Source organism: Streptomyces sp. E11-3, from assembly GCF_046540415.1.
GTDB lineage: Bacteria > Actinomycetota > Actinomycetes > Streptomycetales > Streptomycetaceae > Streptomyces.
The window spans coordinates 1,610,824-1,630,830 of sequence record NZ_JAZGRL010000001.1 but is presented as its reverse complement, the minus strand read 5'-3'; the positions used below and the strand labels follow the sequence as shown (position 1 = coordinate 1,630,830).

16 protein-coding genes are annotated in these 20,007 nt (G+C 69.4%); 11 read left to right on the top strand and 5 right to left on the bottom strand.

All coding sequences use genetic code 11. From position 1 onward, the window contains the following. Positions 1-64 precede the first annotated feature (64 nt). From U9R90_RS07460 to dxs, 10 genes are all read left to right on the top strand, one after another. Positions 65-853: an SDR family oxidoreductase gene (locus U9R90_RS07460; RefSeq protein ID WP_411055597.1), complete on the top strand. Its 789-nt coding sequence runs from the start codon at positions 65-67 to the stop codon at positions 851-853. 12 nt (positions 854-865) lie between these two features. After that, on the top strand, positions 866-1,789 hold the full coding sequence (locus U9R90_RS07455; RefSeq protein WP_411055596.1) for an SDR family oxidoreductase: 924 nt from the start codon (positions 866-868) through the stop codon (positions 1,787-1,789). 276 nt (positions 1,790-2,065) lie between these two features. Then, the gene (ngcE, locus tag U9R90_RS07450; RefSeq protein WP_411055595.1) at positions 2,066-3,517 is read left to right on the top strand and encodes an N-acetylglucosamine/diacetylchitobiose ABC transporter substrate-binding protein; all 1,452 of its coding nucleotides are present in this window, start codon (positions 2,066-2,068) and stop codon (positions 3,515-3,517) included. Positions 3,518-3,611: 94 nt separating this feature from the next. Beyond that, the gene (locus U9R90_RS07445) at positions 3,612-4,541 is read left to right on the top strand and encodes a carbohydrate ABC transporter permease (protein ID WP_411055594.1); all 930 of its coding nucleotides are present in this window, start codon (positions 3,612-3,614) and stop codon (positions 4,539-4,541) included. Beyond that, positions 4,541-5,461 (top strand): carbohydrate ABC transporter permease, encoded by a 921-nt coding sequence (locus U9R90_RS07440; RefSeq protein ID WP_411055593.1) that lies wholly within the window; start codon positions 4,541-4,543, stop codon positions 5,459-5,461. Before U9R90_RS07445 ends, U9R90_RS07440 begins: the two co-directional genes overlap by 1 nt. Positions 5,462-5,633: 172 nt before the next feature. Next, positions 5,634-6,833 carry an ROK family protein gene (locus tag U9R90_RS07435; protein WP_411055592.1) on the top strand — a complete coding sequence of 400 codons (1,200 nt, stop codon included), beginning with the start codon at positions 5,634-5,636 and terminating at the stop codon, positions 6,831-6,833. A gap of 120 nt (positions 6,834-6,953) precedes the next feature. Continuing rightward, positions 6,954-8,045 carry a substrate-binding domain-containing protein gene (locus tag U9R90_RS07430; RefSeq protein ID WP_411055591.1) on the top strand — a complete coding sequence of 364 codons (1,092 nt, stop codon included), beginning with the start codon at positions 6,954-6,956 and terminating at the stop codon, positions 8,043-8,045. A 277-nt stretch (positions 8,046-8,322) separates the two neighbouring features. Beyond that, positions 8,323-9,111 (top strand): ATP-binding cassette domain-containing protein, encoded by a 789-nt coding sequence (locus U9R90_RS07425; RefSeq protein WP_411055590.1) that lies wholly within the window; start codon positions 8,323-8,325, stop codon positions 9,109-9,111. After that, entirely contained in the window at positions 9,108-10,445 is a 1,338-nt protein-coding gene (locus tag U9R90_RS07420; RefSeq protein WP_411055589.1) for a sugar ABC transporter permease, read from the top strand. Before U9R90_RS07425 ends, U9R90_RS07420 begins: the two co-directional genes overlap by 4 nt. Before the next feature lie 236 nt (positions 10,446-10,681). Then, on the top strand, positions 10,682-12,622 hold the full coding sequence (gene dxs / locus U9R90_RS07415; RefSeq protein ID WP_411055588.1) for a 1-deoxy-D-xylulose-5-phosphate synthase: 1,941 nt from the start codon (positions 10,682-10,684) through the stop codon (positions 12,620-12,622). A 379-nt stretch (positions 12,623-13,001) separates the two neighbouring features. Here dxs and U9R90_RS07410 read toward each other — a convergent pair whose 3' ends face one another. Continuing rightward, positions 13,002-13,385, bottom strand: a complete 384-nt coding sequence (locus U9R90_RS07410) for an NTP pyrophosphohydrolase (RefSeq protein WP_411055587.1) — start codon at positions 13,383-13,385, stop codon at positions 13,002-13,004. A gap of 145 nt (positions 13,386-13,530) precedes the next feature. On the opposite strand from U9R90_RS07410, the gene U9R90_RS07405 reads away from it, so the two are divergent. Continuing rightward, the gene (locus tag U9R90_RS07405; RefSeq protein ID WP_411055586.1) at positions 13,531-13,983 is read left to right on the top strand and encodes a phospholipase; all 453 of its coding nucleotides are present in this window, start codon (positions 13,531-13,533) and stop codon (positions 13,981-13,983) included. Positions 13,984-14,054: 71 nt separating this feature from the next. Here the strand turns inward: U9R90_RS07405 and U9R90_RS07400 are convergent, their stop codons facing one another. The 4 genes from U9R90_RS07400 to U9R90_RS07385 all read right to left on the bottom strand — a co-directional run bounded on the left by U9R90_RS07400 (position 14,055) and on the right by U9R90_RS07385 (position 19,669). Then, complete coding sequence (locus U9R90_RS07400) at positions 14,055-16,187, bottom strand: 3-hydroxyacyl-CoA dehydrogenase NAD-binding domain-containing protein (RefSeq protein WP_411055585.1); 2,133 nt, start codon at positions 16,185-16,187, stop codon at positions 14,055-14,057. Further along, positions 16,184-17,410 carry a thiolase family protein gene (locus tag U9R90_RS07395; protein WP_411055584.1) on the bottom strand — a complete coding sequence of 409 codons (1,227 nt, stop codon included), beginning with the start codon at positions 17,408-17,410 and terminating at the stop codon, positions 16,184-16,186. The genes U9R90_RS07400 and U9R90_RS07395 overlap by 4 nt, the downstream gene beginning before the upstream one ends. Before the next feature lie 217 nt (positions 17,411-17,627). Then, positions 17,628-18,929, bottom strand: a complete 1,302-nt coding sequence (locus U9R90_RS07390; RefSeq protein ID WP_411055583.1) for an HRDC domain-containing protein — start codon at positions 18,927-18,929, stop codon at positions 17,628-17,630. A gap of 80 nt (positions 18,930-19,009) precedes the next feature. Then, entirely contained in the window at positions 19,010-19,669 is a 660-nt protein-coding gene (locus U9R90_RS07385) for a LuxR C-terminal-related transcriptional regulator (RefSeq protein WP_411055582.1), read from the bottom strand. Between the last annotated feature and the right edge of the window lie 338 nt (positions 19,670-20,007).

Genomic DNA, 20,007 nt, shown 5'->3' with positions numbered 1-20,007 from the left:
CCTTTCCACCAAACATTTGTTAGGTGGAAGATAACAGCGGCACGTGCGCCGCGGGAGGTGTCAGTTGGCAACGATCATCGATCTGTCGGGATACGTCGCCGTCGTCACCGGTGGGACACGCGGGGTCGGCGCGGGCATCACCCGCGCCCTGCTCGAAGCCGGCGCGGAGGTCGTGACCTGCGCCAGAAGGCCCCCGGACCAGCCGCTCGCGGCAGCGGGCCGCACCGCCCGCTTCCTCCCCGTGGACCTGCGCGACCCCGACGCCGTCGGCGCGCTCTTCGCCCAAGTCCAGGCCGAGTACGGCCGGTTGGACACCCTGGTCAACAACGCGGGCGGCACCCCGTACCGCCTCCTCGCGGACGGCGACGCCGGACACGCGGCCCGCACCATAGAACTGAACCTGACCGCCCCGCTCACCGCCTCGCTCGCCGCATACGGCCTGATGCGCGAGCAGGACCGCGGCGGAACGATCACGATGATCGGCAGCGTCAGCGGCACCCGCCCCTCACCGGGCACCGCCGCCTACGGGGCGGCCAAGGCGGGACTGGAGAACCTGGCCCGCTCCCTGGCCGTCGAATGGGCCCCGGCGGTACGGGTCAACACGCTCGTCCTCGGCATGGTCCGCACCGAACTCTCCCACCTCCACTACGGCGACGAGGACGGCATCGCCGCCGTCGGCCGCACCGTGCCGCTCGGCCGCCTCGCCGAGCCCGCCGAGATCGGGGACGCCTGCGTCTTCCTCGCCTCGGACAGGGGTGCGTACATCAGCGGCGCCGCGCTGCACCTGCACGGTGGCGGTGAACGTCCCGCGTTCCTGGGCGCCGCCACCGTCAACCGCCCCACCAGCCACTGAAGGGAACTGGACATGACGGGAATCTGCTCCGGCCGGGTGGCCGTCGTCACCGGCGCGGGCCGCGGCCTCGGCCGCGCGCACGCGCTCGCCTTCGCCGCCGAGGGAGCCAGGGTGGTCGTCAACGACCTCGGTGTCGGACTCGACGGAGCGGGCGGACCCTCCGGACCAAGTCCCGCCCAGCAGGTCGCCGCCGAGATCACCGCTCTCGGCGGCGAGGCCGTCGCCCACGGCGGCGACATCGCCACCACCGACGGCGCGGCCAGCCTCATTACCACCGCACTGGACACCTTCGGCCGCCTGGACACCCTGGTCAACAACGCGGGCTTCCTCCGCGACCGCATGCTCGTCAACCTCGACGAGGACGACTGGGACGCGGTGCTCCGCGTCCACCTCAAGGGTCACTTCCTCCCCCTGAAGCACGCCGCCGCACACTGGCGCGCGGAGGCCAAGGCGGGCCGCACCCCGGAAGCCCGAGTGATCAACACCAGCTCCGGAGCAGGCCTGCTGGGCAGTGTCGGCCAGTCCAACTACACCGCCGCCAAGGCCGGAATCCTCGGCCTCACCCTGGTCTCAGCCGCCGAACTCGGCCCCTACGGAGTCCAGGTCAACGCGATCGCCCCGGCGGCCCGCACCCGCATGACCGAGCAGACCTTCGCCGACACCATGGCCGCCCCCGACGGCGACGAGGCGGCCTTCGACGCCATGGCCCCCGAAAACGTCTCCCCGCTCGTCGTCTGGCTCGGCTCGCCCGCCTGTGCCGGAGTGACCGGCCGCGTCTTCGAGGCCGAAGCGGGCCGCATCACGGTCATGGAAGGCTGGCACCGCGGCCCCACCACCGACAACGGCGCCCGCTGGACCCCGACCGGCGCGGGCGAAGCCACCCGCGAACTCCTCGCCGCCGCCGCGCCCCCGGAACCGGTCTACGGCGCCCGCTGAACGGCGCGAGGTCTCAACTCGGGAAAGACTGCCGGGCAAAGCTGCTCTCGATCTTGCCCATCCGAACGTAAGTGGACTATACCTGTCGGCGTCTGCGTACCTGTTCGACCGGTCGTAAGCCCGGGGCTGAGAGGGGCGAGGCACTGAAGGCGTCAACTGCCGTTTCACTCAGGCGATTCCGGGACAACGCAGCACCACCCCAGCTTCACGCCACCGCGGTGCCGGGGAGGGTCCGGTTCACCGTCTGAGTCCTGTAGAAGGCGAGTGATTAAGAGCATGGGTCCCACTTCAGCCCAGAACCATCACAACGGCCTCGGTCGCCGCGATCTGATCAAGCGCTCGGCCGCGCTCGGTCTGATAGCCGTACCGACCATGGGCTTTCTGTCCGCGTGTGCGAGCGGCAGCGGCGACAGCGACGACGAGAAGGTCGACAAGGGGAAGAAGTCCGAGGAGAACCCCCTTGCCGTCAACGAGAGCGCGGGGATGGAGTTCGTCCTCTTCAACGGCGGGTTCGGGGACGAGTACGCCAAGGACGCGGTCAAGGAATACGAGAAGAAGTTCCCCAAGGCCAAGGTGAAGTTCCGTTCCACGACGGAGATCACCCCCGAGCTCCAGCCGCGCTTCAACAGCGGCAGCCCGCCGGACCTCATCGACAACTCCGGTGCCAAGCAGATGGACATGGGCGTCCTGGCGAGCAAGAAGCAGCTCGCCGACCTCACCCCGATGCTCGACGCGCCGTCCATCGACGATCCGGCCAAGAAGGTCCGGGACACGCTGCGCCCCGGCATCGTCGAGATGGGTCAACTCGACGGCGACCCCGTGCTGATCATGTACTACGCGTACACCGTCTACGGCGTGTGGTACTCGAAGAAGCTGCTCAACTCGCTGGACGCCGAGTACCCACAGACCTGGGACGACATGCTCGCCGTCTGCGCCAAGGCGAAGAAGAAGGGCATCGCGCCCTGGACGTACGCGGGCAAGCACCCGTACTACCTGCCCTTCTCGCTCTACCCGATGATCGCCAAGGTCGGCGGCCGCGAGGTGCTCGACTCGATCGACAACCTCGAACCGAACGCCTGGAAGCACCCCGCGGTGAAGACCTGCTTCGAGGCGTACTACGAGCTCTACAAGAAGGGGTACATCCTCAAGGGCACCCCGGGCCTGGACCACATCCAGTCGCAGACCGCCTGGACCGAGGGCAAGGCGCTCTTCCTCCCCAACGGCTCCTGGGTGGAGAACGAGGCGGCCAAGACCATGCCCGACGACTTCGACCTCGCCGTCTCCGCCCCGTCCGGGATCGACGACTCGGACAAGATGCCGTTCGGCACCATGTGGGCGGCCGGCGGTGAGCCCTTCATCGTCCCGTCCAAGGCCAAGAACCCGGACGGCGGCATGGAGCAGCTGCGCATCATGCTCAGCGAGGCCTCGTCGAAGAACTTCACCGGCAAGGTCAAGTCGCTGACCGCGTACAACGGCGGCACCGACGGCATCGAGCTGACCCCCGGCCTGAAGTCCGCGGTCGCCGCCCTGGAGACCGCGGGCGAGAACGTCGTCAACCCCCGGATGCAGGACTGGTATGTGGCCCTGCAGAAGGAGAAGATCGGCGTCGGCGGCCTGGGCGAGATGATGGCCGGCCGGCTCACCCCGGTCGAGGCCATCAAGAAGATCCAGAAGTACGCCGACGACACGGCCAAGGACGACTCCATCAAGAAGTACAAGCACCGGTGAGCGCGGCCGGGGGCCGGCCTGGAACCGGACCGGCCCCCGGTACCGGACGTACGTACAACCCGCGGCACCCGCGGGAAGATCGGGGTCGGTAGTCATGCAGCACGGTAAGTACCGTTTCATCGCGGGGTTCTTGGTTACCCCGCTGTCGCTTTATCTCCTCTTCGTCATCTGGCCGTTCATCCAGTCCATCTACTACTCGTTCACGGACTGGACCGGTCTGAGCCCCGACTTCAAGATGGTCGGCGTCGACAACTACAGCAAGATGCTGGATGACGAGGTCTTCTGGAAGTCGCTCCAGCACAGCCTGACCTTCGCGGTGCTGCTGCCCCTGGTCACGGTCGGCCTGGCGCTGTTCTTCGCGTTCATGATCAACGTCGGTGGGCGGCGCCGTAAGGGCGCGGCGATCGCCGGTGTGCGGGGATCGGCGTTCTACAAGATCGTCTACTTCTTCCCGCAGGTGCTGTCCATCGCGATCGTGGCGCTGCTGTTCCAGTTCGCGTACAACCCCAACAGCGGCGCGCTCAACTCCGCGCTGCAGGCGGTCGGCCTGGACAGCGTCCAGCCCGACTGGCTCGGCGATCCGGACCTCGCCCTGTGGTGCGTGATGGCGGTACTGATCTGGTCCACCGTCGGCTTCTTCGTGGTGCTCTTCTCCGCGGGCATGGCCTCCATCCCCAAGGACTTCTACGAGGCCGCGCTGCTGGACGGCGCGAGCCGCTTCACCACCTTCTTCAAGATCACCCTGCCGCTGCTCTGGGACACCGTGCAGTCCGGCTGGATCTACATGGGCATCCTGGCGCTGGGCGCCGAGTCCTTCGCCGTCGTCCAGATCATGACGGTGGGGCCGAGCGGCGGCGGACCCGACTACTCCACCATCGTCATGCCGCTGTACGTCTACCAGAAGGCCTTCCGAGACGGTCAGGCCGCCTACGCGACAACGATCGGTGTCGCCCTGCTCATCGTGACGCTGCTCTTCGCGGCGATCGTGATGCGGCTGGGCCGGCGCGAGCGGCTGGAGTACTGATGAAGACCACCGACATCCCGCCCACCGACGCGACCCAGGACGGTGCTCCGATGGGGAAGCCGGTCACCGAGTCACCGAAGGCCGCGGGGCGCACCGAGGGCCGGGTCCTCAACGTCTTCTCGCACGGCATTCTGGTCCTCTGGGCGTTCATGGTCGTGATGCCGCTGCTCTGGGCGGTGATGACCTCCTTCAAGACCGACCGGGACATCTTCACCTCGCCCTGGTCGCTGCCGGACAGGCTGCACTTCGAGAACTGGTCGCGTGCCTGGAGCTCGGCGCATATGAGCGACTACTTCGCCAACACCCTCATCGTGGTGGGATTCTCGCTGGTCGGGACGCTGCTGCTCGGCTCGATGGCGGCCTATGTGCTGGCCAGGTTCGAGTTCCCGGGCAACCGCTTCATCTACTTCCTCTTCATCGGAGGAATGAGTTTCCCGATCATCCTGGCGCTGGTGCCGCTGTTCTACGTGATGCAGAACCTCAGCCTGCTGAACACGCTGCCCGGGCTGATCCTGGTCTATATCGCGTACTCGCTGCCGTTCACCGTCTTCTTCCTCACCGGCTTCTTCCGTACGCTGCCCACCTCCATCGCGGAGGCGGCCTTTGTGGACGGCGCCTCGCACACCAGGACGTTCTTCCAGGTCATGCTGCCGATGGCGAAGCCAGGACTGGTCAGCGTCGCCATCTTCAACTTCCTGGGGCAGTGGAACCAGTACCTGCTGCCCACGGTGCTCAACACCGAGCAGGAGAACAAGGTGCTCTCCCAGGGCCTGGTCCAGCTCGCCGTCAGCCAGGGTTACAAAGGCGACTGGTCGGGGCTCTTCGCCGGTCTCGTGATGGCGATGCTGCCGGTGCTCGCCGCGTACATCATCTTCCAGCGGCAGGTCGTCACGGGTCTCACCGCGGGGGCGCTGAAGTAACGAACCGGTTGCGCCGGGCGCGGGCGCGGAACACCGGGCGGCCGGTTCACGGCGCGCCCGCTGTTCCGCGTTCTGCTACCCGTCCTGTCAAGGACTTGACTGCGCTCGCCCCGAGAGCTCTGCTTGGACTTCATAACTTGTATGGTCCATAGGGGCAGAGGTGGATGGGTCAATGGAGACTCCAGGGTCGCAGTCGTCGCTGCATCGGGCCAATCTCGAGCGGGTGGTCCGCGCGGTGCGGATGGCCGGATCGCTCACCCAGGCGGAGATCGCCAGGACGACGGGCCTGTCGGCGGCCACCGTCTCGAACATCGTGCGCGAGCTGAAGGACGGCGGAACGGTCGAGGTCACGCCCACGTCGGCGGGCGGACGCCGGGCACGCAGCGTCTCGCTCAGCGGGGACGCGGGCCTGGTCGTGGGCGTCGACTTCGGGCACACGCACCTGCGGGTCGCGATCGGCAACCTCGCCCACCAGGTACTCGCCGAAGAGGCCGAGCCGCTGGATGTGGACGCCTCCGCGGCGCAGGGCCTGGACCGGGCGCAAGAGCTGGTCAACAGGCTGATCGACGGGTCGGGGTCCGACCGTTCCAAGATCGCCGGAGTGGGGCTCGGAGTGCCCGGGCCGATCGACGTGGAGTCCGGCACGCTGGGCTCCACCGCGATCCTGCCCGGCTGGTCGGGCACCAACCCGGCCGAGGAGCTCAAGGCCCGGCTCGGGGTCCCCGTATACGTCGACAACGACGCCAACCTGGGCGCGCTCGGCGAGCTGGTCTGGGGCGGCGGCCGGGGCGTCAAGGACCTCGCGTACATCAAGGTCGCCAGCGGCGTCGGCGCGGGACTGGTGATCAACGGGCGGATCTACCGGGGCCCTGGCGGCACCGCGGGCGAGATCGGGCACATCACCCTGGACGAGTCGGGCCCGGTCTGCCGCTGCGGCAACCGCGGCTGCCTGGAGACCTTCACGGCCGCGCGCTATGTGCTGCCGCTCCTTGAACCCAGCCACGGCCCCGGCCTGACCATGGAGAAGGTGGTACGGCTCGCGCGCGAGGGCGATCCGGGCTGCCGTCGGGTGATCGCCGACGTGGGACGCCATATCGGCAGCGGTGTCGCCAACCTCTGCAACCTCCTCAACCCCAGCTGTGTGGTGCTCGGCGGCGACCTCGCCGAGTCGGGCGAGCTGGTGCTCGGCCCCATCCGAGAGTCCGTGTCCCGGTACGCGATCCCCAGCGCGGCACGGCAGTTGTCGGTCCTGCCGGGGTCGCTCGGCGGCCGCGCCGAAGTCCTGGGCGCACTGGCCCTTGCGCTGAGCGAGATGGGCGATTCGACACTACTTGACGGCACTCTCACCGCCGCAACGCCTGCCTTCACTTAGCTAACAGATGGCACCGTTGTCATCTCGTTAAGTTTTTACTCCTTGACGCCAATGTTGCGGCCGAGTTGACTTCGAGCACCTCGGCCGCAACGACGCGGCCACGTCAGGGAGGCACCCCACATGAACGCAGTGACGCGTCGCGTCGTGATAGGTACGGCCGCGGTTTCCATGGCGCTGGCCATGACCGCCTGTGGCAAGGCGGGCGGCGACGACAGTGACAAGGGCAGCGGCGACAGCAAGTCCATCGGTCTGCTGCTCCCCGAGAGCAAGACGACCCGCTACGAGTCCTTCGACCGCCCGCTGATCGAGAAGAAGGTCAAGGACCTCTGCCCCGAGTGCAAGGTCAACTACAAGAACGCCAGTGAAGACGTCGCCGTCCAGAAGCAGCAGTTCGACGACCTGGTCGCCGCCGGCGTCAAGGTGATCATCCTGGACCCCGTCGACTCGGGCGCCACCAAGTCCTGGGTGAACGCGGCCGTGGACAAGGGCATCAAGGTCGTCGCCTACGACCGGCTCGCCGAGGGCAAGGTCTCGGCCTACGTCTCGTTCGACAACGAGAAGGTCGGCCAGCTGCAGGGCGAGGGCATCGTCTCCGCGCTCGGCGACAAGGCCGCCGACGCCAAGGTCGTGATGATCAACGGCAAGGAGAGCGACCCCAACGCCGCCCTGTTCAAGAAGGGCGCGCACTCGGTCCTGGACAAGCAGGTCGGCAAGGTCGTCTACGAGCAGACCGGTGAGTGGGACCCGAAGATCGCCGGCGAGAAGATGGGCGGTGCCATCACCTCGCTCGGCAAGGACGGCTTCGACGCCGTCTACTCGGCCAACGACGGCATGGCCGGCGGTATCGTCGCCGCCCTGCAGTCGGCCGGCGTCAAGGGTGTCCCGGTCGGCGGCCAGGACGCCGAACTCGCGGGCATCCAGCGCATCCTGAAGGGCACCCAGGCCTTCAGCATCTACAAGCCGTACAAGCCCGAGGCCGACCTGACCGCCGAGATCGCGGTCAAGCTGCTGAACGGCGAGAAGATCGACTCGCTGACCACCGGCACCATCGACAGCCCCAGCGACAAGGGCATCCCTGCGGCGCTGATCGAGGCCAAGGTCGTCACCAAGGACGACATCAAGGACACGGTCGTCGCGGACAAGCTCTACAAGGTGAGCGAGATCTGCACCTCCGAGTTCGCCAAGGCCTGCGCGGACGCGGGTATCAAGTAACGGACCCGCACGGCGCCCCGGCCTGTGGCCCAACCCCGCTGCCCAGGCCGGGGGCGCCGTGCGTCACGCACCGGCGACGCCCCCCGGCGTCCGCCGTGTGCCACATACCGGCGATGCCCCCCGGCATCCGCCGTGTGCCACATACCGGCGATGCCCCCCGGCATCCGCCGTGTGCCACATACCGGCGATGCCCCCCGGCGTCCGCCACCCCCCTCATCGCACGATTCATCCGGCCGTACGACGTCCCGCACGACGTTTCGCGTACGAGTCGAAGGAGATGGTTCACATGTCCGCTGCGCCCGTACTGGCGTTGCGCGGCGTCTCCAAGCGCTTCGGTGCTGTTCAGGCGCTCACCGATGTCGATCTGGAGGTGCACGCCGGTCAGGTGGTCGCCCTGGTCGGCGACAACGGAGCCGGCAAGTCCACCCTCGTCAAGACGATCGCCGGGGTCCACCCCGTCGACGACGGCGTCATCGAGTGGGGCGGCGACGCCGTCTCCATCGCCCGCCCGCACGACGCCCAGGACCTCGGCATCGCCACCGTCTACCAGGACCTCGCGCTCTGCGACAACCTGGACGTGGTGGCCAACCTGTTCCTCGGCCGCGAGCTCGGCAAGGCCACCGTCCTGGACGAGGTCGCCATGGAGAAGCGCGCCAAGGAGCTCCTGGACACCCTGTCCATCCGCATCCCCAGCGTCCGCATCCCGATCGCCTCGCTCTCCGGCGGTCAGCGCCAGGTGGTGGCGATCGCCCGCGCCCTGGTCGGCGACCCCAAGCTGGTGATCCTCGACGAGCCCACCGCGGCGCTCGGCGTCGAGCAGACCGCCCAGGTGCTCGACCTGGTCGAGCGGCTGCGCGAGCGCGGCCACGCGGTCATCCTCATCAGCCACAACATGGCGGACGTCAAGGCCGTCGCCGACGAGGTGGCCGTGCTGCGCCTCGGCCGCAACAACGGCGTCTTCACCGTCCGGGACACCAGCCACGAAGAGATCATCGCCGCTATCACCGGAGCCACGGAGAACGCCGTGACCCGGCGGCAGGCGCGCAACGGGGAGGCCGCGAAGTGAGCGACATACAGAAGACGGCCGCCTCCGCCGAGACGACCGACGCGCAGAAGACGATCGGCGCCCAGAAGACCGCCGGTCTCGTCGACGCCGAAGCCCCCGCCGCCGACGCGATACCCGCCGTCGACCCCCGGCTGCTCGTCCGCGAGCAGGGCTTCGCCGGCTACCTCGGCGAGTTCAAGCGGAAGATCAAGGGCGGCGAGCTCGGCTCGATCCCCGTGGTGCTCGGACTGATCGTCATCTGGGCGATCTTCGAGGCCACCACCGGACGGTTCCTCGACCCGGCGAACCTGTCCAACATCGCCCAGTACATCGTCGGCCCCGGACTGATCGCCACCGGCATCGTCTTCGTCCTGCTGCTCGGCGAGATCGACCTCTCGGTCGGCTCGGTGGCCGGACTCACGGCAGCCCTCACCTCCGTACTCGCCATCAAGCAGGACGTGAACGAGGCCCTGGCGGTCCTCATCGGCCTGCTCGCGGCCGCCGCCATCGGTGCCCTGCACGGCTTCTTCTTCGCCAAGATCGGCGTGCCCGCGTTCGTGGTGACGCTGGCGGGCTTCCTCGGGTGGAGCGGCCTGCAGCTGTCCGTACTGGGCAACACCCTCAGCCTGAACAACATCTCCGACGGTGTCATCTACTCGCTGAACAACACCTACTTCGACGACATCGCGGCCGCCTACGGCCTGGCGACCGTCTGCGTCGTGGCGTACGCACTGGCCCAGCTCGCCGACCGCCGCCGCCGCCAGGCCGTGGACCTGCCGCACCGCCCGCTCAGCGAGCTGTCGCTGCGCACCGGGGCCGTCGCCGCTCTGGCCTTCACCGCCGCGTACGTCCTGAACCAGTCGCGCGGCCTGCCGCTGGGCCTGACGATCTTCCTCGGTACGGTCATGCTGGCCAGCTTCGTCCTGCGCCGCACCCGGTACGGGCGCAAGGTCTTCGCGGTCGGCGGCAACGCCGAGGCGGCCCGCAGGGCCGGTATCAGCGTGGTCGGCGTCCGGATCTCGGTGTTCACCATCTCCGGGTTCCTCGGCGGACTCGGCGGCCTGTTCATCGCATCCCAGGCGGGCGTCGCCGACTCCAACCTCGGCGGCGGCAACATGCTGATGATCGCGATCGCCGCCGCGGTGATCGGCGGCACCAGCCTCTTCGGCGGCCGCGGCACCCCGTGGTCGGCGCTGCTCGGCATCCTGGTGATCCAGTCGATCATGACGGGCCTGTACATGCAGGGCAGCTCCAGCCAGGCCGCGCAGTACATGATCACCGGCGCGGTGCTGCTGGCCGCGGTGGTTCTTGACTCTGTGTCCCGCCGTACGCAGAAGTCGGCGGGCCGCACTTAGACGCCCCGCTGGGAAGCTTGTACGTCGCCTGCGGACGTGTCGTGGCTGGTCGCGCAGTTCCCCGCGCCCCTGATGGGGCGCGGGGAACTGGCGTGTACGGGGTGCACATGCGCCCTCCGTACATCCGATCGTGTGACGTACCCGGCGTTCGCCGCCTCGCGCGGAACATTAGACTCGACAGACCCGGCAAAGCTTGAACAGCTCTACCGCAAATAAGAACTCGCTAGGAGGCACGGGTGGGCTTGCTGACCCGCATCAAGGGGCCGCGTGATCTGGACCGGCTCAGCCATGAGCAGCTGGACCAGCTGGCCGCTGAGATCCGGACCTTCCTCGTCGACGCCGTATCCAAGACCGGCGGCCACCTCGGCCCCAACCTCGGAGTGGTCGAGCTCACCATCGCCCTGCACCGGGTCTTCGAGTCGCCGAAGGACAAGGTGCTCCTGGACACCGGGCACCAGAGCTATGTGCACAAGCTGCTCACGGGACGCCAGGACTTCTCGCGGCTGCGCGCCAAGGACGGCCTGTCCGGCTACCCCTCGCGCGCCGAGTCCGACCACGACGTGATCGAGAACTCGCACGCGTCCACGGTCCTCGGCTGGGCGGACGGCCTCGCCAAGGCCAACGAGGTCCTGAAGAAGGACGCGCACGTCGCCGCCGTCATCGGCGACGGCGCCCTCACCGGCGGCATGGCCTGGGAGGCGCTGAACAACATCGCCGCCGCCAAGGACCGCCCCCTGGTGATCGTCGTCAACGACAACGAGCGCTCCTACGCCCCCACCATCGGCGGACTGGCGAACCACCTGGCCACGCTGCGCACCACCGACGGCTACGAGCGCTTCCTGACCCGCACCAAGGAGGTGCTGGAGAAGACCCCGGTCGTCGGCAGGCCGCTGTACGAGACGCTGCACGGCGCCAAGAAGGGCCTGAAGGACTTCATCACGCCGCAGGGCATGTTCGAGGACCTCGGCCTGAAGTACGTCGGCCCCATCGACGGCCACGACATCGAGGCCCTGGAGTCCGCGCTGACCCGCGCCAAGCGCTTCGGCGGCCCGGTCATCGTGCACTGCCTCACCGAGAAGGGCCGCGGCTACCAGCCCGCCGTCCAGGACGAGGCCGACCGCTTCCACGCCGTCGGCGTCATCCACCCCGACACCGGCCTGCCGGTCGCGGCATCGGGCGCAGACTGGACCTCCGTCTTCGGCGACGAGATGGTCAAGCTCGGCAAGGACCGCGAGGACGTCGTCGCGATCACCGCGGCGATGCTCCAACCGGTCGGCCTCAAGCGCTTCGCCGAGACCTTCCCGGACCGGGTGTACGACGTCGGGATCGCCGAACAGCACGGCGCGGTGTCGGCGGCCGGTCTGGCCACCGGTGGCCTGCACCCCGTCTTCGCGGTCTACGCGACCTTCCTCAACCGCGCCTTCGACCAGCTCCTGATGGACGTGGCCCTGCACAAGTGCGGTGTCACCTTCGTCCTGGACCGCGCGGGCGTCACCGGCACCGACGGCGCCTCGCACAACGGCATGTGGGACATGTCGATCCTGCAGTGCGTGCCCGGGCTCCGGCTCGCCGCGCCGCGCGACGCCGAGCAGCTGCGTCTGCAGCTGCGCGAGGCGGTCGACGTGGACGACGCACCGACCGTGGTGCGCTACTCCAAGGGCATGGTCGGCCCGGCCGTGCCCGCCGTGGGCAAGGTCGGCGGCATGGACGTCCTGCGCAAGGCGGATGCCGCGCGTCCGGACGTGCTGCTGGTCTCGGTGGGCGCGCTCGCCCCGATGTGCCTGGAGATCGCCTCGCTCCTCGACAAGCAGGGCATCTCCACCACCGTGGTCGACCCGCGCTGGGTGAAGCCGGTCGACGAGGCGCTCGCCCCGCTGGCCGAGCAGCACCGCGTCGTCGTCACCGTCGAGGACAACAGCCGCGCGGGCGGTGTCGGCTCCGCGATCGCCCAGGCGCTGCGCGACGCCGGCGTCGACGTCCCGCTGCGCGACTTCGGCATCCCGCCGCGCTTCCTGGACCACGCCTCCCGCAAGGAGGTCATGGCCGAGATCGGCTTGACCGCCCCGGACATCGCACGCCAGGTCACCGGTCTCGTCTCCAAGCTGGACGGCCGGTACGGGCGCGGCGCGGCCGACTCGGTGACGATCGCGGATTCGGTGGAGCCCGCCCGCGACTGAGAGCCTGTTCGGTTCTGATGGTCCCCGGCCCCGCAGTACTGCCGCACGGCAGACTGCGGGGCCGGGCCGCTCCGCGCCCACGGTCGCCGGGACCGCCGCGGCCGGGTCGCCGCCGCCGTCGGCCGCGTCCGCTCTGAGGGCGCGCCCGAGCGCCCGGCTGGTGCGTACGTCAGGAGTGGCCCCGCCGCCCGCGCGAGTGGCCTGCCGCAGCACGGCCGCGGAGCCCACTGCCGCTGACCTACGCGCTGTGCCGCTCGCCCCGACCGGCGTGGCACGCCCGCGCGGTGCTCCCCGCGCACCGTGCGTGGGGAGCACCGTCTCCGTGCCTGGTGTGCTGCGCCCGCGCGCTGGGTTCCCCGCAGACCCAGCTCTCCGCGCGCTACGCCCGGTCGCCGGGTCCGCCGCGCACCGTCCGTGGCCCCACCGTCTCCGCGCCCAGCGCACTCACCCTGCGCCGTAGTTCACGGTCGGCCGTGACCACGACGCACGGCTGATCCGCCGCGTCGACCAGCTCCACGATCCGGTCGTCCCCGCTCCCGCCGGCGGCCTCGACCCGTACCCCCGGCACGGACTGCACGCCCCGCGCGGCCCCTTCGACGACCAGGACGACCTCACACGGTCCCGGCCGCCCGGGCAGGCCATCGGCCGCGTACGCCACCAGCCGGTCCCGCAGTCGCTCGGCGGCCCCGTGGCGGTCCCGCCACCAGCCGTCCGGAACCGACCCGACGACGTTCGCACCGTCCACGATCAGTAGCGGCGGCATTTCCTCAGGCAGAATATTGCCCGCGCTGAACACCGAATTGCCTCCCGAAGCCACTCAAATATAGGTCGGCGTAAGGCTACTGTCCGAGACTGATCAACCTCCTCAACTCCCGAGGAGCCAACTGTTCTGTCTCTGGAGGCAATTGATGAACCGCCAGGTAAAGCGAGGGCTCGGCGTCTCCGCTGTGGCTCTGGCCGCCGTCGCCGTCGTCGCGTCCCCCGCCAGCGCCGCCCCCGCGGACAAGAACCAGGTACTGGCGTCCTGGACGCAGACCAGCGCCAGCAGTTACAACGCCTTCATCTCCGCTCGCAACAACAAGAGCCAGTGGTCGGCGTACGGATTCGACTGGTCCACGGACTACTGCTCGTACTCACCGGACAATCCGTTCGGATTCAAGTTCGAGCTCTCCTGCGTCCGGCATGACTTCGGCTACCGCAACTACAAGAAGGCCGGCACTTTCACGGCCAACAAGGCCCGCCTCGACGACGCCTTCTACGCGGACATGAAGCGGGTCTGCGCCCCGATGAGCTCCGTGAAGAAAGCCGCGTGCAATTCGACGGCGTGGACGTACTACCAGGCGGTCAGGGCCTTCGGCTAACCCGTCCGGCGTACGCGAACGGGCCGTACGGGAGGTGTTCCCGTACGGCCCGTCGTGGTGCGCTGGAGAGGTTACGCGGGCACGCTCGCCACGCCCTGCTCCAGGAACTTCTTGCCGTTGACGCGCTCCGAGACGCCCTCGCGGTCCAGGTACGGCGTGATGCCGCCCAGGTGGAAGGGCCAGCCCGCGCCCGTGATCAGGCAGAGGTCGATGTCCTGCGCCTCGGCGACGACGCCCTCGTCGAGCATCAGGCCGATCTCCTGGGCGACCGCGTCCAGGACGCGGGCCCGTACCTGCTCCTCGGTGAGGGCGGTGTCGCCCTGCTTGAGGAGCGCGGCGACCTCCGGGTCCAGCTCGGGCTTGCCCGAGTCGTACACGTAGAAGCCGCGCTTGCCCGCCTCGACGACGGCCTTCAGGTTCGGGGACACCGTGAAGCGGTCCGGGAAGGAGCGGTTCAGGGTCTCCGAGACGTGCAGACCGATGGCCGGGCCGACCAGTTCGAGCAGCACCAGCGGGGACATCGGCAGACCGAGCGGCTCGACGCCCTTCTCGGCGACGGCGACCGGGGTGCCCTCGTCGATGATGTTCTGGATCTCGCCCATGAAGCGGGTCAGGATGCGGTTCACGACGAACGCCGGGGCGTCCTTCACCAGGACCGCGGTCTTCTTCAGCTTCTTGGCGACACCGAACGCGGTGGCCAGCGAGGCGTCGTCGGTCTGCTCGCCGCGGACGATCTCCAGGAGCGGCAGCACGGCGACCGGGTTGAAGAAGTGGAAGCCGACGACCCGCTCGGGGTTCTTCAGCTTCGACGCCATCTCGGTGACCGAGAGGGACGAGGTGTTGGTCGCCAGGATCGCGTGCGCGGGGGCCACGGCCTCCACCTCGGCGAACACCTGCTGCTTGACGCCCATCTCCTCGAAGACGGCCTCGATGACGAAGTCGGCGTCCGAGAAGGCGCTGGCCTTGTCCAGGTCACCGGTCACCAGGGCCTTGAGGCGGTTGGCCTTGTCCTGGTTGATGCGGCCCTTGCCGAGCAGCTTCTCGATCTCGGCGTGGACATAGCCGACACCCTTGTCGATGCGCTCCTGGTCGATGTCGGTCAGCACGACCGGCACCTCCAGGCGGCGCAGGAACAGCAGGGCCAGCTGCGAGGCCATCAGGCCCGCGCCGACGACGCCGACCTTGGTGACCGGGCGCGCCAGGTCCTTGGACGGGGCGCCCGCGGGGCGCTTGCCGCGCTTCTGGACCAGGTTGAACGCGTAGATGCCGCTGCGCAGTTCGCCGCCCATGATGAGGTCGGCCAGCGCCGTGTCCTCGGCGTCGAAGCCCGCCTGCAGGTCACCGCTCTTGGCGGCGGCGATGATGTCGAGGGCGCGGTAGGCGGCCGGGGCCGCGCCGTGCACCTTGCTGTCCGCGATCGCGCGGCCCTTGGCCACGGCGGCGTCCCACGCCTCGCCGCGGTCCACCTCGGGGCGCTCGACGGTGACGTCGCCCTTCAGGACGTTCGCGGTCCAGATCAGCGACTGCTCCAGGAAGTCGGCGCCCTCGAAGATCGCGTCGGCGATGCCGAGCTCGAAGACCTGCTTGCCCTTGAGCTGGCGGTTCTGGTTCAGCGAGTTCTCGATGATGACCGAGACCGCGCGGTCCGCGCCGATCAGGTTCGGCAGCAGCGCGCAGCCGCCCCAGCCGGGGACCAGACCGAGGAAGACCTCGGGCAGCGAGAAGGCCGGGATGGCCTTGGAGACGGTGCGGTAGGAGCAGTGCAGACCGACCTCGACACCGCCGCCCATCGCCGCGCCGTTGTAGTACGCGAAGGTCGGCACGGCCAGCTCGGCCAGGCGCTTGAAGACGTCGTGGCCGCCCTTGCCGATCGCCAGCGCGTCGGAGTGCTGCTTCAGCAGCTCCACGCCCTTGAGGTCGGCGCCGACCGCGAAGATGAACGGCTTGCCGGTGATACCCACACCGACGACGGCGCCCTCGGACGCCTCCTTCTCGACCTGGTCGATGGCGGCGTTCAGGTTCGCCAGCGACTGCGGTCCGAAGGTGGTCGGCTTGGTGTGGTCCAGGCCGTTGTCCAGCGTGATCAGGGCGAACCTGCCCGCACCGGACGGAAGGTCGAGGTGGCGTACGTGCGCCTGGGTGACGACCTCGCCGGGGAACAGCTCGGCCGCGCCCTTCAGGAGTTCGGGGGTGGTGGTGCTCACTTGGTGCCTCCGGCGTCCTTGTGGTTCGGGTTCTCCCAGATGACCGTGGCGCCCATGCCGAAGCCGACGCACATGGTGGTGAGGCCGTAGCGGACCTCCGGCTGCTCCTCGAACTGCCGTGCCAGCTGCGTCATCAGACGTACGCCGGAGGAGGCCAGCGGGTGGCCGTAGGCGATCGCGCCGCCGTACTGGTTCACGCGCGCGTCGTCGTCCGCGATGCCGTAGTGCTCCAGGAAGGCGAGCACCTGGACCGCGAAGGCCTCGTTGATCTCGAACAGGTTGATGTCGGAGATCGACAGGCCCGCCTTGGCGAGGGCCTTCTCGGTCGCCGGGATCGGGCCGTAGCCCATCACCTCGGGCTCGACGCCCGCGAAGGCGTACGAGACCAGGCGCATCTTGACCGGCAGGCCGTTCTCGCGCGCGAAGTCCTCGGAGGCGATGATCGAGGCGGTGGCGCCGTCGTTGAGACCGGCGGCGTTGCCCGCGGTGACCCGGCCGTGGGTACGGAACGGGGTCTTCAGGCCCTCAAGGTTCTCCAGCGTGGTGCCCGGACGCATCGGCTCGTCGGCGGTGGCCAGGCCCCAGCCCGTCTCGCCCGCCTCTTCGTTCGTACGACGCACCGAGATCGGCACCAGGTCCTGCTGGATCTTGCCGTTGGCGTACGCCTTGGCGGCCTTCTCCTGCGAGCGCACCGCGTACTCGTCGGCGCGGCGCTTGGTGATCGACGGGTAGCGGTCGTGCAGGTTCTCCGCGGTCATGCCCATGAACAGGGCCGACTCGTCGACGAGCTTCTCGCTCACGAAGCGCGGGTTCGGGTCGACGCCCTCACCCATGGGGTGGCGGCCCATGTGCTCGACACCGCCCGCGATGACGGCGTCGTACGCGCCGAACGCGATGGAACCGGCGGTCGCCGTCACGGCGGTCAGCGCGCCCGCGCACATCCGGTCGATGGAGTAACCGGGCACCGACTGCGGGAGCCCGGCCAGGATCCCGGCCGTACGGCCCAGGGTCAGGCCCTGGTCGCCGATCTGCGTGGTGGCGGCGATGGCCACCTCGTCGATCTTGGCGGGGTCGAGGTCCGGGTTGCGGCGCAGCAGCTCCCGGATGGCCTTCACAACGAGATCGTCGGCGCGGGTCTCGTGGTAGATGCCCTTCGGGCCCGCCTTGCCGAACGGGGTGCGGACGCCGTCGACGAAGACGACGTCCTTGACGGTACGAGGCACGATGGCTCTCCTCCAAGGGTGCGGGATCGCTGCCGCTGGGCGTGCTCCGGCGGCTACTCCGTTCATGCTACTTGCCGGTAACCAAGTGGAACAGGCCCCCCGCCCCAAGCGGCGAAGGTCACACTCGGCGAGGGCCCTGAGCAGCGCCTATGACGGGCCAACGGACAAGAAAACCCCCGGTCCACAGGACCGGGGGTTCTCTCTCGACGCTCGCGCCTCAGGCCTCGCCCGGGGTCAGTGCCCCGACCAGGGCCAGGGCGACCTGCTCGATCTGCCAGCGGCGCGCTCCGTACCCCGCGAGTGTCGCGGCGACCGACTCCACGGTGGCCTCGGCCGGCGGCTCCCAGCACAGGCGACGCACCGTGTCCGGGGTGATCAGGTTCTCCTGCGGCATGCTCAACCGCTCGGCGATCGCGGAGACCGCGGCACGGGCCGCGGCGAGCCGGGCGGCGGCCTGCGGGTCGCGGTCCGCCCACGCGCGCGGCGGCGGCGGTCCGGCCACCGCCTGGCCCGGCTGCGGCAGCTCGGCGTCCGGCAGCGCCTTGGCGCGGTCCACGGCGGCCTGCCACTGCTCCAGCTGGCGCTTGCTCGTACGGTGGCCGAAGCCGTTCAGCGCGGACAGCGCGTGCGTGTTCGGCGGCAGGGCGAGGGCCGCCTCCACGATCGCGGCGTCGCCGAGCACCTTGCCGGGGGAGACGTCGCGCCGCTGGGCGATCCGGTCCCGGGCGTTCCACAGCTCCCGTACGACCGCCATCTGACGGCGGCGGCGCACCTTGTGCATCCCTGACGTGCGCCGCCAGGGGTCCTTGCGCGGCGGCGGGGGCGGCGCGGAGGCGATCGCGTCGAACTCCTCGCGGGCCCACTCCAGCTTGCCCTGCCGGTCGAGCTCCTTCTCCAGCGCGTCCCGCAGGTCGACCAGCAGCTCGACGTCGAGCGCGGCGTAGCGCAGCCAGGGCTCGGGCAGCGGCCGGGTCGACCAGTCGACCGCGGAGTGCCCCTTCTCCAGTACGTAGCCGAGCACCGACTCGACCATGGCGCCGAGCCCGACGCGCGGGAACCCGGCCAGCCGCCCGGCGAGCTCGGTGTCGAAGATCCGGGTCGGCACCATGCCTATTTCCCGCAGGCACGGAAGGTCCTGGGTCGCGGCGTGCAGCACCCACTCCGCGTCGCCGATGGCCTCACACAGTCCCGACAGGTCGGGGCAGGCGATGGGGTCGATCAGGGCCGATCCGGCGCCCTCGCGGCGCAGCTGCACCAGATAGGCGCGCTGGCCGTAGCGGTAGCCGGAGGCACGCTCGGCGTCCACGGCGACGGGTCCGGTGCCCGCGGCGAAGGCCGCGACCACCGCGTCGAGCGCGGCCGCGTCGGCGACCACCTCGGGGATGCCGTCGTGCGGTTCGAGCAAGGGGATCGGCGCCGATGCGACATCGTCCGGAGGCGGCGACACCAGCGGCTGGCGCCGCGGGGCTCCGGTGGTTCGCAGTGAGCTGTCTGCTGCGGTCTCTTGGGCGTCGGTCACCTGTAAAGGGTATCTGTGTATGCGGCGCGCCCGTCGACGGAACGTTACGTCGACGGGCGCGGGGTGGTGGGGTCAGTCGATCAGTGGATGATTCCGGTACGGAGTGCGACCGCGACCATCCCGGCCCGGTCGCCCGTGCCGAGCTTGCGTGCGATCCGGGCGAGGTGGCTCTTGACGGTCAGCGCGGACAGGCCCATCGAGACGCCGATGGCCTTGTTCGACTGGCCTTCGGCGACCAGCCGCAGCACCTCCACCTCGCGCCCCGACAGCTCGCGGTAGCCGCCCGGGTGGCTCGGGGCACCCGGGGGGCGGCGGTGCATACGGGCGGCGGAGCCGATGGGCGCGGCGCCCGGGCGGCCGGGGAGCCCGACGTTGTTCCGGGTGCCGGTGACGACGTAGCCCTTGACGCCGCCCGCGAGGGCGTTGCGTACGGCGCCGATGTCGTCGGCAGCGGAGAGCGCCAGGCCGTTCGGCCAGCCCGCGGCACGGGTCTCGGACAGGAGCGTGAGCCCCGAGCCGTCGGGGAGGTGGACATCGGCGACGCAGATGTCGCGCGGGTTGCCGATGCGGGGACGGGCCTCGGCGATGGAGGACGCCTCGATGACGTCGCGGACGCCGAGCGCCCACAGATGGCGGGTGACGGTGGAACGGACGCGTGGGTCGGCCACGACGACCATGGCGGTCGGCTTGTTCGGGCGGTAGGCGACCAGGCTTGCGGGCTGCTCGAGGAGAACGGACACCAGGCCTCCTGGGGATGGCGGCGGGACGGAGCCGGCTCGGGGATAAAGCCGGGATGAACCGTGCTTTCAAGGTCACAGACCTCTTCGGCACCAATCCCGCCCGCCTTTAGCGAATGATCACGATTTGATGAGTCAAAATCTGGGCAATTCGGACGCGCGATCGATCATCCGAAGATCAACCCGAGTCGGGGGAGTGCGCCTCTGTGATCACTTCGGCCGCGTTCGGATCGCGTTCGGGGCGCGTTCGGTCCGCGTTCGGGCGTGTTCGGTCCGCGTTGGAGCGGCAGCCGGGCGCGGGTGAGTGGAATTGGGCGGTGAGCGGTGGGCGGTGGGCGGTG